Here is a 14,784-nt window from a genome sequence, read left to right as displayed (position 1 = left end):
TTTACTTTTCCTTTACGAAAATATCTTGTAAATCCTTTTCTTGGCTCAAACACCATTCTTTAAATTCTGAAATTGTTGATGTGAAATCCTCATCTACAATTGCATTACCTTCATTATCAATTTCCACCTTAAATGTTTTGGGATTAATTTTAAAAGAACGAGAAAACCTCTTTACCCTGTTAGATGTAACAACTTCGTACCCTACTTTCTTTATCGGTTTAAAGAACACCTGATAATCTTGTTTCTTTAGTTGTTCTAATCTATCTTCTGAAGGCTTATAAGCTACAATAATCGTTGTATTTACCCCTGTTTCAGCAAATACATTTGCAGGCAAATCAAAGATTGCTACAATTCTCATCTTTTTCATCAGCCACTCTCTAGCCAGCCTATGTGTATCTATACTTGCAATCGAATTTGAGAGTACAATTCCCATCCTACCTTGTTCAGCCAATATTCTATAGGCATTTTCTAAAAATAGAACCCCTAAATCAATTTTGGAAGTTGCTTTTTTCTTTCCTTTATTGTCTGTACTATATAAATTCCACATTTCATAACATTCCAACATTTCAACTTCTTTTTTATCAGTTGGTTTAAAGGCTCTATTATCACCAAATGGAGGATTAGTCAGGACAACATCAAACTTCTTTAATTTTGTATTATCTGGTCGATCATCCCAATTTCCACTCTTATTCATTGAAGGAATTAAATCTATAATATTTCCCGAAACGTCAAACTTTGATAATAGAGAGCCATTCCCAGATTTTGCTACAATCTTAGCATTGCCATCTCCATTTAACAACATGTTTAATGTTGCTAACATTACCATTTGTTCATCAATATCCATTCCAAATATATTATTGTCATCAAGTTTGCTATTAGAATTTACATAAGATACTGATAGAAAGTCTGCAATACCTACAGTCGGATCAATAACTGACTCATCTTTTCTAGGATTCACTATTTTTACTAAAAAATCAATGAGTGGTAAAGGTGTCACAAATTGTGCATTCTGTTGCTTTGCAAACGGAGCAGCAAACTGATAGAAAACTAATTGGTATAAATCTGTTTTATGAGATTTAATAAATGTATAATTTTGAAATTGACGTACAATTTCTATTAAAATTTTTATGTGGGACTCTTCCTTAAAATCTATAGCGTTGTCTTTAAGGATTCTATAGTATTGTCCTTCTGCTTTTTCTTTCAAAGAAGAAATTCTTTTAATAAAGTTTTGAATACCAGAATCAGATAAAAACTTATAATCTGCCTCACTAGTGGTTATATAAAAGTCCAAGAATTCTTTCGAATTCTTCTCATTTGCCTTTTCATCAAATATTTTTAGAGTTAGGATTTGTATTAATATTTCAAATCCTTTCTGATTTACCAACCCCACTTTATCCATCATTTTTAAAATACTACTCATCGAATTATTTATTTGAATTGATTGGATACCCGAGATTACTTCTAAATCTTCGATTTTCTGTCTAGTTATATCTATTTTTTTACTGTGACCTTTTGATATCAAAGTCTTGAAATCAGGAAGGTTGATATATGGATCAGGCACAAGTAAAGATAATTCTGAAGTTTTACTTGCTAAGCCTTTTACATTATATTCATCACTATATCTTACAAATGATTTTTCTTGCTTCTTGAATAGAAACAGTCTTTCTGTATCATAGAGAACACCAAAACAAAGATCTTTTCTGCTTTCATTCATGTAAGATTTAAGTTGTTTATCCCAAACTTCCGCAACATTTTTAGCATCCTCTTTTTTAAATTCTAAAGCAACTAATAAATGCTCTTTAAGCCATTCTAGACTATCCAAATCGTTATTCTGCCAATATTTCTGATAGTGATTAAACCATTCAATATCATCAAAAATCGCTGCGTCTAATTTGATAGGTGCGGAGTCTTTGTTTCCTTTTGGAAACTGAACTTCAGTTCCGATAAAGTCTTTTGCATACATTCCTGAATTAACAATGGAATACAAAAACTGCCACTTATAATACTGTTCATTTCTACTTCTATCTTTTTTTCTCAATTCAACAACTTTATTATATTTTAAATGTTCTGGTAAGAATGACAAAAGTTTCTGAAACTCCATATTTTTTATCAAATTCTTCTTTATATTTCCCAAATAAACTCATTTTTTGTCCTCACAACATTTTAATTTAATACTATTATACATTATTTTCCGAATTAACTTCTAAATAACTAAACAAATTTCCTGTGGAATCTATTTTTCTACTTATTAAGAGTTAAGAGAAAATAATGGTTCCGTCCATCTTTTGCATTCTCCTTATTTAGTCTGAATCGGACTGACTGATTGGGCAAATAAGAACAAATCAATCATTTTAAACCTTCCAGTCCGCCAGTAGAATGACCTCCAATTAGTTTACTTCTCGCAATCCTTCTTGATACTGACTCACTCTTGAAAAGCATTCATAAACCAGACTACAACAAGAAGCCTCTGAATTATAGTGTTCTAAATAATTTCTTAAACTCATCTGAAAATGGAAAGTTAAATAAAAACGGTAAACCAAGACGAGTAGGAATTGATATTGATAATAAAATAAGTTTCAATAAGCATATTTCAACTCACATTTTTCGTCACACACATATCAGCTTTTCAGCTGAGCAAGGAATCCCACTCGGAGCAATTCAAGATTGTGTTGGATATACACGAGGAAGTCGTAGCACCGATATCTATTTGCACGTTACGCAAAAAACAAAAGATCTAATCCTTCCCGTATTAGATTCGTTAACAAAATAAGTGTGGCAAATTTGTGACAAAACAAAGAAAAAAGGGTTATCCAAATCGGATAAACCCTGTTATATCAAGCTTTTACAAGCTTATTACGCTTTACCTTCTGAACCGAATACGTCGATACGTTCTTCAACTGATGCTTGGATAGCTTTTACACCGTCAGCCAAGAATTTACGTGGGTCGAAAAGTTTCTTCTTGTCGTATTCTGCTTCGTTTGCTTCGTAGTCACGAGCAAATTTACGAGTTGCGTTAGCGAATGCGATTTGGCATTCAGTGTTAACGTTAACTTTCGCAACACCAAGTTTGATAGCTGCTTGGATTTGGTCATCAGGAATACCTGAACCACCGTGCAATACGATTGGGAAGCCTGGAAGAGCTTCTGTCAATTTCTTCAAGTGGTCAAGGTCAAGACCTTCCCAGTTTGCTGGGTAAGGACCGTGGATGTTACCGATACCAGCTGCCAAGAAGTCAATACCAGTTGCAACCATTGCTTTAGCGTCTTCGATTGGAGCCAATTCACCTTTACCAATGATACCGTCTTCTTCACCACCGATAGTACCAACTTCAGCTTCTACTGAGATACCTTTAGCGTGTGCTTTTTCAACAACGTCTTTAGCCAATTTAAGGTTTTCTTCAACTGGAAGGTGTGAACCGTCAAACATGATTGAAGTGTAACCAACTTCGATACACTCAAGTGCATCTTCGTAGTGACCGTGGTCAAGGTGGATAGCTACTGGTACAGTGATACCCATTGACTCAACAAGGTTAGCGATTAAGTTGCGAGCAACTTTGTAACCACCCATGTATTTAGCAGCACCCATTGAAGTTTGGATCAAAACTGGAGCTTTTTTAGCTTCTGCTGCGCGCAAAATAGCTTGAGTCCACTCAAGGTTGTTTGTGTTAAATCCACCAACTGCATAACCATGGTCACGAGCTGCTTGGACAAATTTTTCTGCTGAAACGATTGCCATTTGTCAGGCCTCCTATATATTTTTTGGGACATCCCATTTACATTGTTCATTTTATCACTTTTTGACAAAAAAAGCTAGTTTTTCCCATACTTTAGATTGAATTTCTTACAATTAAAGCAATGTAAACCTTTTCTTTCCCCTAGTCTTGCACGACTTTAGGATAAGACATGAAGAAGGTCAAACGATCATCTTGCATCTCAAAATGATAAGGTAATTTCTCATGTTCTAAAAGACTCTTGACCACAAAGAGTCCCATTCCTGAACCCTTGGCCTTGCGACTAGCATTGCCAGAAAAAGACTGGGCCAGTTTTTCTTGTTCTTCAGGACTACAGCTATTCTCTATAAAGAGTTCTCCTTCTCTTTCTCCAATGCGGACCAGGCCACCTGGAGTGGAGTGCTTGATAGCATTACTGATGAGATTCGATAGGATCAACTTCATCACAGATGGATTTATATAAGCCTGCTGATGGATCAGGCTAATGTCTATCTGAACTTTTCTTTCCTTGGCTAGTAAAGTATAATCCTTAACCAGAGTTTGCGTCATCTGGACTAGGTCAATGGTCTCCTTCTCCTCTCGCAATTCCTGAACGGAAGAAAGAGAAAGTATCTGGAGAACGTGGTGACTGAGGTCGTCCACAATCCCCAAGGCTACTCCAAGATAATGGTCTCTATCCTTGTAACGACCAATATTTTCTTTCATATTTTCGATTAGGATTTTGAGACTAGCCAGAGGTGTTTTCAATTCATGAGAAGCTCCTCGTAGGAACTCAACCTTCATCTTTTCCAGCTGGAGAATGGCTTCATTCTTGTCATGCAAGTCCGCAATAACTGTCAAAAGGTGCTGGTAAAGGCTATTGATTTGTTCCTTGAGATCACCAATTTCATCCTTAGAATCTACACGCAATCGCACTTGGGCATCCAAATCCATCATCCGACGGGTCACCCGCTTGATTTCCAAAATCGGGGCAACAATAGTCCGAGCGTAGATGTAGGCTACCAAGAGGGAAATCAGAAACGATGCCAGCAAGGTATAGGGAAGAAATTGGAGGCTGATTTGCTCTGCTTCCTTTTGCAAATCCATCGAAGCTAGAAATTGCAGAGTCATGGTGCTACCATCTTGGGTTGTCACCTCACGCTCCTCGATAAAGAGAGAGGTGGTCTGGCGGTCTGTGTCCAGAGGAAGGTTGTCCTTGACTTCTAACTTGTCCTCGGTCATATCTCCCTTGACGGCTCCCTTGATATCACTAGTCTGGGAATACAAGTCTAACACTTGCTCAATACTCTGCTTATCCTTTCCCTCTAGGGACTGGGCAATGGCTGTCGCTTTCTGACCAATGGTTTCCTGACGATGACTCAGATAAGTTGACGGAAAAAGAAAATAAATAGCTAGATGAAGGCAAATAACCAGAACACTAAAAATCGAGAAGGTATAGATAAATATCTTTGTGAATAAACCTGTTCGTTTCATTTTCGCTCCAATTTATAACCAACATTGCGCACAGTGAGGATACAGTCCAAGTCTAGCTTTTTCCGCAGTTCCTTGATATAAACATCTATGACACGGTCAAAGGGAACCTCATCTGTCACCTTCCAGACAGCATCGATTATCTGAGACCGGGTCAAGGCCCGTCCTTCATTTTTTACCAGATAGTCCAGAATTTCCAACTCTTTAGCATTAATAGCCACTTCTTGACCTGCTAGGCTTGCACTGTAGCTCTCAAAGTCAACCTTGGTATCCTTATAGGAGAAGATTCGTCCCGTATCGTAGTAGCGCTTGAAAATTGCATCTACCCTCACTTTTAAGAGGGAGAGGGAAAAGGGTTTTTCCAGATAGCCATCTGCCAGAGAGGCAAAGGCACTCATCTTGTATTCTTCATCCTGAAAGGCAGTCAACATCAAGACAGGAACCTGACTGGTTTTACGAATCTCAGCTAGGACTTCTAGGCCATTAAGCTTGGGCATCTGGATATCCAGTAAAACTAGTGCTACTTCATAGCTGGAAAATTGTTCCAAGGCTTCCTCACCGTCCGCAGCCTGAATGGTTTCATAGCCGCAATCCGTCAAATAGTCACTGATCCCCTCACGGATCATCTCTTCATCTTCGACTATTAAAATTTTCATAGAAAAATCTTTCACATTCCTTTAAATTTCTTGTAATTCATCTCAGTTTCTTCCTGATAGGAAGAAGCCTTATCAAGATGAAATAGATAAAAATGCTACCTATATTATACCCCATTTAGGGGAGAATAGGTAGCAAGTTTTTTATTCGCTATCGAGCAAGAGCTCTTTTGGTTGTTTTCTAAGAAGATTGCTTGAAGCAAGCGCCATAACGAGAACGACTAGAACTAAAGCAAGAACAAAGACGATGATAAAGTCTGATGTCTGAATAGAAATGTCTAGGCTCGACAAGGTCTTGCTAAAGCCATCTACTTCTGCACCACCACCAAGGTTAGAGGCTTGAGCTGCCTTGCTGGCTTGCTTGGCAACACCTGAAGTGACATTGGCAAGAACAGTATTTCCGATTGCACGAGCTGTATAGTTGGCTAGGAAGTAAGCAGAAACGAGAGCAGGGATGGCAATCAAGATGGACTCTGTAATAAATTGACCCAAGATACTTGCCTGCTTGAGACCGATAGAGAGGAGAATTCCCACTTCCTTGCGACGGGCGTTGATCCAAAGGCTGAGCAAGAGGGCAAGGAGAAGAACTGAGAAGCTCAAGCTACCCCAGAAGAGAAGGTTGGCCATCTTGTACATACCAGAGATGGATTGCTCAAGAGCTGGGTAGTTAGAGGAGCTCTTAACGAGTGTGTAGCTCTTCCAGTTGATACCGCTGATACCGTTCAACTCTTTCATGACATCATCCAAGTTCTTGTCTGCTGTTACAAAGAAGGTTGCGTCCCCATAAATGGCTGTGTCTTCTGTGTATCCATAAAGTTTTGCAGCAGTGTGAATGTCTGTAATAGCTGTGTTTTCGTAAAGCTCTTGTGAGTAAGTTACTGCTGACTTATTGTGACCATCAAAGAGCCCCTTGATTGTCACTTCGACTGTTTCCTTGGCTCCTTTTTCGTTGTCTGCATCATAGACATTAGAGTCCAATTTGACCTTATCTCCAACTTTCCAGCCGTGTTTAGCTGCCAAGTCCTTGTGCAAGAGGATCTTGTCCTTATCGTCGTTGGTTAGGTGCTCACCTTCAACCAGCTTATATGAGCCAGAGACAAACTTATCTTCTTTTGAGGAGTCATTGACACCTGTAATCATCAAACTGCTGCCAAACCGTTTGGCACGGTCTGCAGTGAGATTTTTCTTGGTTTCTGGCGTTTCGATGAGGTCGTATCCAGTCAAATCTCCGATGGCGTTGATGCGTTTAACATAAGACTCGATGGCCTTATTTTCGGTGATTTTTTTGATATCCTCACCCTTGATATTCCCTGAACCACGTGGCGTTCCTTGGTTGACGCGACGATTGATTTGCATGGAGAAGCTATTGGTGATATTTTTAAAGGTCTCCTGAGAAGCCTTGGCAGTAGCTCCCTTGATCGACAAGCCGACCAAACTCAAGCTCGCCATGAGGAGAATAATCAGGAAGATAACAATCGATTTGAAAAACTTCCTTGTAACATAGGCAAATGCGTTGTGTAACATAGGTTCCCTTTCTAGATTTGATTTCATAATTCTATCAAAACAAGCTCATCTTATTTTGTAGTGTTGCGAGTTTCAGTCAGTTTCTTGTCCTTCAACTCAAGTGTAATATCTGACGCTTGTGCCACTTCTTTACTGTGGGTGACGACAATCACACATTTACCTGTTTTCTCGGCAAGTGATTTGAGTAGCTCGATAATATCTCCGGCAGTTTTAGGGTCCAGATTTCCTGTTGGCTCATCAGCTAGAATGACTGGAGCTTCTGAAACCAAACTGCGAGCAATAGCAACACGTTGCTGTTGACCACCTGATAACTGGAGAACATTCCGCTTGATCTGACTTTCATCCAAACCAAGCTCAAGAAGGGTATCCTTAGTCGCCTTTTTGTTGACCAAGCGGATATTTTCCAGTGGAGAAAGGTAATCAATCAAATTATAATTTTGAAAGACCAGAGAAATATGGTGCATGCGATGGTAAGAATATCCCTTGTTACGAATGTCCTCTCCTTGGAAAAGGATAGAACCTTCGACAGGACTATCTAGACCCGCAAGCAGGGACAAGAGAGTGGATTTTCCTGCTCCTGACTCACCAATGATACTATAAAATTTTCCGGGTTCAAAATTATACTTGATCTGATATAAAACTGCTTCAGCAGTGTTCTTATAACGGTAGGTAACATCTTGCAATTGTAATAAAGTCATGATTTCTCCTTCTTAACTAATAGATGATAAAATTTCCTTAGGTGATTTTCTAAATAGGAATAGGAAACAAAGGGCTACTGACAAGCAACTAATCAATAGCAGAAAGACATAGGATTCTGCAAAAGATAAGATGCTGGTTGATAGACTGCTTGCTTTGGCCAGCGTGTCCTGTAAGCTTGCCTGATCTCCACTGGCTAGTACAGTTTGGAGTAGATAGGATGTAATGGCCTTTCCAGCGATAAAGGATGGAAGCAAAGCTCCAAGAGATATCAAAACTACCTCTAAACAGAACTGTAGGAAGATCGAACTCTTGCCTTTTCCAAGTGCCAGAAGAATCCCCACTTCGTAGACCCTTTCTCTCAACCATAGAGACAAGACCAAAATTAAGGCTCCGGCTCCAGATATCAACATCCCATAAAGGAAGATGGTTAGGAAGGTTTGGAAGGTGGCAACTGAGTCTTTGATCTGTTCAAAGGCCTTGTTTTCCTTCTCAACTTGGTAGCCTTGACTTTCCAAGGCCAAGTTTTCCACCTGCTTCATGAGTCTGTCCATTTCCTTAGGATTTTCTACATAGAAGCGCGCTGCACTGACTTGAGATTCACTATTTCCCAAAAGGGTTTGGCTACTTTCATAGTCTGTAAAGACTTGGTTTTCACTGAAGTCAGAAGACAAGCCTGTGAACTTCTCTTGTTTTTTACCAGAAAAGATGCCGACAATTTCAAACTCTACTGTCTGTCCTTTGCCAGATTCTGACTGTCCAGCATCTAAGCGAATCTTGTCATGAAGCGAAAGACCGTTCTTCTTAGCCAACTCTTCGTGGATCAGGATTTTCTTAGCATCCCCTTTTTGAAGGTGTCGCCCTTCTTTTAAGTTGAAAGCCGAACTGGTAAAGGTGACATCCTTGGATGAATCCTCCAGAGCCGTTAAGTTAACTAAATTCTTGTCCGCAGCTGACATATCATCACGTTCCACGCTCTGCTCACCACTGACCGCTTCCTTGTCTTTTAGTTTTGCGACCGTCTCGAGTTCAGGAGAGACATTCTCCAGTCCCTGAATCTTACTAACGGATGCTAGGTCCGATAACTTAAATGTCTGACCGTTCTCTATCTTTTTGATAGAAAAAGAGGTATTGAGAGATTTGTAAAGATTCGTTTCTACTGTTTTGTTGGACTTCATCAGAGTCAAACAGGCTGAAATTCCGGCCAATAGGACCAATAAAATCAGAAATAAAATAAAACTTCTCAGTCGTTTTCTGCTGACATAAGCCCAAGCTCTTTGGATTGGATTCATTTGTCACCTCCATATTTGTAAGACTATTATAAAATCCAAATATGAAATGTTTATGAAATCGAAAAATTTTTTGATTTATGTTTTGAAAAAATGAAGAAAGCTAGCAAGCGCTAACTTTCCTCATATTAGAACACGTTTTGCCAATCAAAAATCAACTCCATTCCATAAATGATAGTTCTTGATGCCACTACCTTCCGATATCCAAAATGCCTCCTCTAGTTTTCTTTAGAAAAACAAAAAAGAGCTAGCCAAAGCTAACTCTTACCCTATGCGGAGAGAGGGACTTGAACCCTCACGACCTAAAGCGGTCACAGGATCCTTAGTCCTGCGCGTCTGCCAATTCCGCCATCCCCGCGTCGATTACCTTACTAGTATATCAACTTTCAAAATCTTTGTCAACACTTTTTTCAGATTTTTTTCATTTTTCCAAGGGAATCATTCTTTAATTTCAGACAGATTTTCATCCAATAATTTGGCTCCCAGAGTGTTCTTAAAATGTCCAAGAGCAAACTGATGATTTTCTGGCCAGATAGAGGCAACCGCAGGCTTGACAATCTCGATTTGATAACCTAGATTATAAGCATCAATAGCCGTATGCAGGACGCAAATATCCGTCAAAACACCAGTTAAAATAACGGTATCAACCCGACGTTCTCGCAAGCGAATATCGAGGTCCGTTCCTGAAAATGCTGAATAGTGACGCTTGTCCATCCAAAAGACACGACTATCCGCCCCATACTCAGCATAAAAGTCAGCTAGGGGACCATAGAGGTTCCGGCCACTAGTCCCAATGATATTGTGAGGTGGAAAAAGTTTACTCTCAGGATGAAAATCATCTCCTTCCTCATGAGCATCAATGGTGAAGAAAACATAGTCTCCACGATCAAAAGCCAGTCTGGTCACCTGAGCAATCGCCTCAGAAATAGCTTGAGCAGGTGCTCCAGCAGTTAGCTTTCCGTGGTCTGCTACGAAATCCTCTGTATAGTCAATCGAGATTAAAGCCTTTGCCATTAGTAGTCCCTCTTTTTCACTTCCTCAAAGATATCACCAATTAGAACTTTGAGATAGGTTCCCTTCATTCCTAGTGAACGGCTTTCAATAATTCCTGCCGACTCCAGCTTACGGAGAGCATTGACGATTACTGAGCGCGTGATACCGATACGATCTGCAATGACAGATGCAGTCAATTGTCCTTCATTTCCATCCAACTCAGCTAAAATAGCTGATACGGCACGAAGTTCTGAATAGGAGAGGGTATTGACCGCCATGGTAACAGCAGTACGGCGGCGAATATTTTTCTCATCTTCTTCACGTTGGAAGTTCAAGAGTTGAATCCCCACAACAGTGCTTGCAATCTCAACAAGAATCAAATCCTCATCTTCAAATTTCTTATCATTACGCCAAATGATCAAGGAACCTAGGCGAATCCCTGATACATGAATGGGAGCAATGGTTGTCAAACCATCTGGAAAATCCGCACGGCTCTCTACAGGAAAAATGGTCAAATCATGTTCAATAGGAAGATTGGCTTCCGTATCGTAGATCATGTTTGCCCCTTGTACATAGTCATCTGGGAACGTCTTGGTTTGGAAAAACTGCTCTACGCGATCTGTATTGGTTTTATAGCGCATAAAATAGCCCAAAAGTCGTCCCTTGCTATTGACAATACAGGCATTACAATCAATAATGTCTGCTAGTTGACGTGTAATGGCATTGTACGGAAGTTCATCCTGCATTTGCTCTTCTGAGCGTTTTAAAATTGATGTAATTTTTCTTGTCTTTTCTAATAAATGTGCCATTTTTTACCTCGCATTTAATCGCTATCATTATAACATAAAGAACCTGGAATTTCAATAATTATCTGAAAATTGCTTATTGAATTGCAATTTTTAAAAGCAAAAATATTTTAGAAAAAAAGCGATTTTTTATTGACATCCTATTTTATTTTTGGTATTATAATATTATAAGAAGATGAATTAAGGATCCCTTCCCATCTCACCTTTCCTTTACTATTATCCATCTTCTTTTCCCCTTGGTCTCCTTATATATAAAAGCGATTCACAATGTGAATCGCTTTTTCCTATTTATCACCTTTGTTACGAATAACAAAGCCTGTTTTCTTTTCGCTTGAAGTGTTGCGTGGTTTTTTATTATCCTTACGATAACGTTTTTCCTTATCAAAACGATCGTTTCCACGACTACCTTTTTTGAACTCATCACGACGACCATTGCCACGGCGATCACGATCTCGACGCTCGTCTCCACGACGGCCTACTCGACCTCCCTTAGCTTTGCCAGCGAAGCCATTACCTGATGGTTTAAATGGCAGTGGTTTTTCACGTGCAATCTCAACTTCCGGAAGGCTGTCAGGATCTTGGACAGTCAGACTCAAGATATACATAGCCAATTCTTCTGGACTAAATTCGGCAGCTAACTTACGAGCATCTTTAGCAAATTTCTCAAAGTTTCCACGAATGGTCTCGTCTGCGAAATCACGTTCAATTTTCTTGAGCGCCACTTGCTTTTTAGCTTGGAAGGCTTCCTCTGCACTTGCAGGTTTAAGACCTTTCATGCGTTTCTTGGTCAAGTTTTCGATGATTTGGAGATAGCCCATTTCGTTTGGAGCTACGAAAGTAATGGACTGACCTGACTTACCAGCACGACCTGTACGACCGATACGGTGAACATAGCTTTCAGGATCTTGTGGAATATCGTAGTTGTAGACATGGGTCACACCTGAAATATCCAACCCACGCGCTGCTACGTCCGTCGCAACCAAAACATCGAGATTGCCATTTTTAAAATCACGTAGGACACGAAGACGTTTGTTTTGGTCCAAATCACCATGAATTCCTTCTGCACGGAAGCCACGGATTTTAAGTCCACGAGTCAATTCATCCACACGACGTTTGGTACGACCAAATACGATAGCAAGTTCAGGCTGTTCCACATCCATGAGACGGGTCATCGTATCAAATTTTTCTTGTTCCTTAACTCGGATATAGTATTGGTCCACCAATTCTGTTGTCAATTCCTTAGCAGCAATTTTCACATGCTCAGGCTCTTTCATAAATTGAACACCTATACGTTTGATAGCATCTGGCATGGTTGCTGAAAAGAGTAAAGTTTGACGACTTTCAGGGACACGCGAGATAATAGCTTCGATGTCTTCAAGAAAACCCATGTTGAGCATTTCATCCGCTTCATCAAGGATAAGGGTTTCAATATCGTGCAATTTCAAAGCCTTGCGTTTGATCAAATCCAAGAGACGGCCTGGTGTTCCTACAACGATATGGGCACCCGATTTAAGGGCCTTGATTTGTTTTTCAATGCTTGAACCACCGTAAACTGAGCGAACTTTCACTCCCTTGCTACGACCAAAGCGGAAGAGTTCTTCTTGACTTTGAACAGCCAGTTCACGAGTTGGAGCGATGACCAAGGCTTGAATAGTTGCTTCTTCTGTACGGATTTTTTCAAGGGTTGGCAAGCCAAAGGCCGCGGTTTTCCCTGTACCAGTCTGGGCTTGACCGATAACGTCTTTTCCTTCAAGAGCCAATGGAATGGTCTGCTCTTGGATGGGACTTGCTTCTACAAATCCAGCTTTTTCAATCTCTGCTAGCAAATCAGCAGACAAGTTAAATTCATTAAATTTCACGTTTTTCTTCTTTCTAAAGATGGTGCGAAGCCATCCTATAGCGCTTAGTATATACTTTTCTTTTCATGATGTATCTTCATTTTAGTATGAGATACCGTGTTGCTTCTTTTCCACGAAAGAAAAGTACGAGTTTCTTTGCAACCTATCTAGTATAACACAAGAAAGGGGCAAAAGATAGTAGAATTCATTTATAAAATCATGTAAACGGTTTTCTAACAGTAAAGCAAGCTGAAACTTATTTATTAGAGGGTTTGAAGAGACCATTTCAAACTCACTTTGTTTCCCGTAGCAGAATTGTGCAAAAGTTTTTTTCTTATGCTAGAATGAAAAACGAATAGGAGGAATTCTAAATGTTAACTTATGATTTAATCGTTATTGGGTTTGGTAAGGCAGGGAAAACACTAGCTGGTAAATTGGCTTCAGCTGGCAAAAAAGTTGCCCTTGTTGAACGTAGTAAAGCTATGTACGGTGGAACTTGTATCAACATTGGTTGTATCCCAACTAAGACTTTGCTAGTTGCTGCTGAGAAAGACTTGTCTTTTGAAGAAATCATTGCTACCAAAAACATGATTACTGGTCGCCTCAACGGTAAAAACTACGCTACTGTTGCTGGTACAGGCGTGGATATCTTTGATGCGGAAGCTCACTTCCTTTCAAATAAAGTCATCGAAATCCAAGCGGGTGACGAAAAGCAAGAACTGACTGCTGAAACAATCGTCATCAACACTGGGGCAGTTTCTAACGTCTTACCTATCCCTGGACTTGCTACAAGCAAGAATGTCTTTGACTCAACAGGTATCCAAAACTTGGATAAATTGCCTGAAAAACTGGGAGTCCTTGGTGGCGGAAACATCGGTCTTGAATTTGCAGGACTCTACAACAAACTTGGTAGCAAGGTCACAGTGCTAGATGCCTTGGATACTTTCCTACCTCGTGCAGAACCTTCCATCGCAGCTCTTGCTAAACAATACATGGAAGAAGATGGTATTGAATTGCTTCAAAACATCCGTACTACTGAAATCAAAAACGACGGTGATCAAGTGCTTGTCGTAACTGAAAATGAAACCTACCGTTTCGATGCCCTTCTCTACGCAACTGGACGCAAACCGAATGTAGAACCACTTCAACTTGAAAATACGGATATTGAACTAACTGAGCGTGGTGCTATCAAGGTCGACAAACACTGTCAAACAAACGTTCCTGGTGTCTTTGCAGTTGGGGACGTCAACGGTGGACCTCAATTTACTTACATTTCACTTGATGACTTCCGTGTTGTTTACAGCTACCTTGCTGGAGATGGCAGCTACACACTTGAAGACCGTCTCAATGTGCCAAACACCATGTTCATCACACCAGCTCTTTCTCAAGTTGGTTTGACCGAAAGCCAAGCAGCTGATTTGAAACTTCCATACGCTGTGAAGGAAATCCCTGTTGCAGCAATGCCTCGTGGTCACGTAAACGGAGACCTTCGTGGAGCTTTCAAAGCTGTTGTTAATACTGAAACCAAAGAAATTCTTGGAGCAAGCATTTTCTCAGAAGGTTCTCAAGAAATCATCAACATCATCACTGTTGCTATGGACAACAAGATTCCTTACACTTACTTCACAAAACAGATCTTCACTCACCCAACCTTGGCTGAGAACTTGAATGACTTGTTTGCGATTTAAGATTTCAGATATTCTCCACAAGACAAGCATCCATTTTGGTGTTTGTCTTTTTCTATCCAGTCTATCGTTTCCTTGCAAGATTATTTGTGCTTTTAGC

11 protein-coding genes and 1 tRNA gene are annotated in these 14,784 nt (G+C 39.9%); 1 reads left to right on the top strand and 11 read right to left on the bottom strand.

All coding sequences use genetic code 11. The features are described from left to right. Nucleotide 1: 1 nt before the first annotated feature. The 11 genes from HMPREF9184_RS03110 to HMPREF9184_RS03060 all read right to left on the bottom strand — a co-directional run bounded on the left by HMPREF9184_RS03110 (nucleotide 2) and on the right by HMPREF9184_RS03060 (nucleotide 13,020). On the bottom strand, nucleotides 2-2,134 hold the full coding sequence (locus HMPREF9184_RS03110) for an HsdM family class I SAM-dependent methyltransferase (protein WP_000526849.1): 2,133 nt from the start codon (nucleotides 2,132-2,134) through the stop codon (nucleotides 2-4). Nucleotides 2,135-2,853: 719 nt separating this feature from the next. Next, nucleotides 2,854-3,735, bottom strand: coding sequence for a class II fructose-bisphosphate aldolase (locus HMPREF9184_RS03105; protein ID WP_001018985.1), 882 nt, complete (start codon nucleotides 3,733-3,735; stop codon nucleotides 2,854-2,856). Nucleotides 3,736-3,874: 139 nt separating this feature from the next. Continuing rightward, nucleotides 3,875-5,203 carry a sensor histidine kinase VncS gene (gene vncS / locus HMPREF9184_RS03100; protein WP_000831363.1) on the bottom strand — a complete coding sequence of 443 codons (1,329 nt, stop codon included), beginning with the start codon at nucleotides 5,201-5,203 and terminating at the stop codon, nucleotides 3,875-3,877. Continuing rightward, nucleotides 5,200-5,856: a response regulator transcription factor VncR gene (gene vncR, locus HMPREF9184_RS03095; protein WP_000697948.1), complete on the bottom strand. Its 657-nt coding sequence runs from the start codon at nucleotides 5,854-5,856 to the stop codon at nucleotides 5,200-5,202. The genes vncS and vncR overlap by 4 nt, the downstream gene beginning before the upstream one ends. A 141-nt stretch (nucleotides 5,857-5,997) precedes the next feature. Further along, nucleotides 5,998-7,377, bottom strand: a complete 1,380-nt coding sequence (gene vex3, locus HMPREF9184_RS03090) for an ABC transporter permease subunit Vex3 (protein WP_000903000.1) — start codon at nucleotides 7,375-7,377, stop codon at nucleotides 5,998-6,000. 50 nt (nucleotides 7,378-7,427) lie between these two features. Then, complete coding sequence (vex2, locus tag HMPREF9184_RS03085) at nucleotides 7,428-8,075, bottom strand: ABC transporter ATP-binding subunit Vex2 (RefSeq protein ID WP_000173740.1); 648 nt, start codon at nucleotides 8,073-8,075, stop codon at nucleotides 7,428-7,430. A 12-nt stretch (nucleotides 8,076-8,087) separates the two neighbouring features. After that, nucleotides 8,088-9,365 (bottom strand): ABC transporter permease, encoded by a 1,278-nt coding sequence (locus HMPREF9184_RS03080; RefSeq protein ID WP_001068278.1) that lies wholly within the window; start codon nucleotides 9,363-9,365, stop codon nucleotides 8,088-8,090. Between the two features lie 269 nt (nucleotides 9,366-9,634). Then, nucleotides 9,635-9,720 (bottom strand) — tRNA-Leu (locus tag HMPREF9184_RS03075). Nucleotides 9,721-9,800: 80 nt separating this feature from the next. Continuing rightward, nucleotides 9,801-10,376 (bottom strand): cysteine hydrolase family protein, encoded by a 576-nt coding sequence (locus tag HMPREF9184_RS03070; protein ID WP_001029640.1) that lies wholly within the window; start codon nucleotides 10,374-10,376, stop codon nucleotides 9,801-9,803. Then, entirely contained in the window at nucleotides 10,376-11,164 is a 789-nt protein-coding gene (gene codY / locus HMPREF9184_RS03065) for a GTP-sensing pleiotropic transcriptional regulator CodY (RefSeq protein WP_009755163.1), read from the bottom strand. The genes HMPREF9184_RS03070 and codY overlap by 1 nt, the downstream gene beginning before the upstream one ends. 281 nt (nucleotides 11,165-11,445) lie before the next feature. After that, the gene (locus HMPREF9184_RS03060; RefSeq protein WP_000671067.1) at nucleotides 11,446-13,020 is read right to left on the bottom strand and encodes a DEAD/DEAH box helicase; all 1,575 of its coding nucleotides are present in this window, start codon (nucleotides 13,018-13,020) and stop codon (nucleotides 11,446-11,448) included. A gap of 350 nt (nucleotides 13,021-13,370) precedes the next feature. Between HMPREF9184_RS03060 and HMPREF9184_RS03055 the strand changes: the two genes are divergently transcribed. Further along, nucleotides 13,371-14,687 (top strand): FAD-containing oxidoreductase, encoded by a 1,317-nt coding sequence (locus tag HMPREF9184_RS03055; protein ID WP_000958919.1) that lies wholly within the window; start codon nucleotides 13,371-13,373, stop codon nucleotides 14,685-14,687. Nucleotides 14,688-14,784 lie beyond the last annotated feature (97 nt).

Source organism: Streptococcus sp. oral taxon 058 str. F0407, assembly GCF_000235485.1.
GTDB lineage: Bacteria > Bacillota > Bacilli > Lactobacillales > Streptococcaceae > Streptococcus.
The sequence above is the reverse complement of the archived record's forward strand: the minus strand, read 5'-3'. Positions and strand labels throughout refer to the sequence as shown.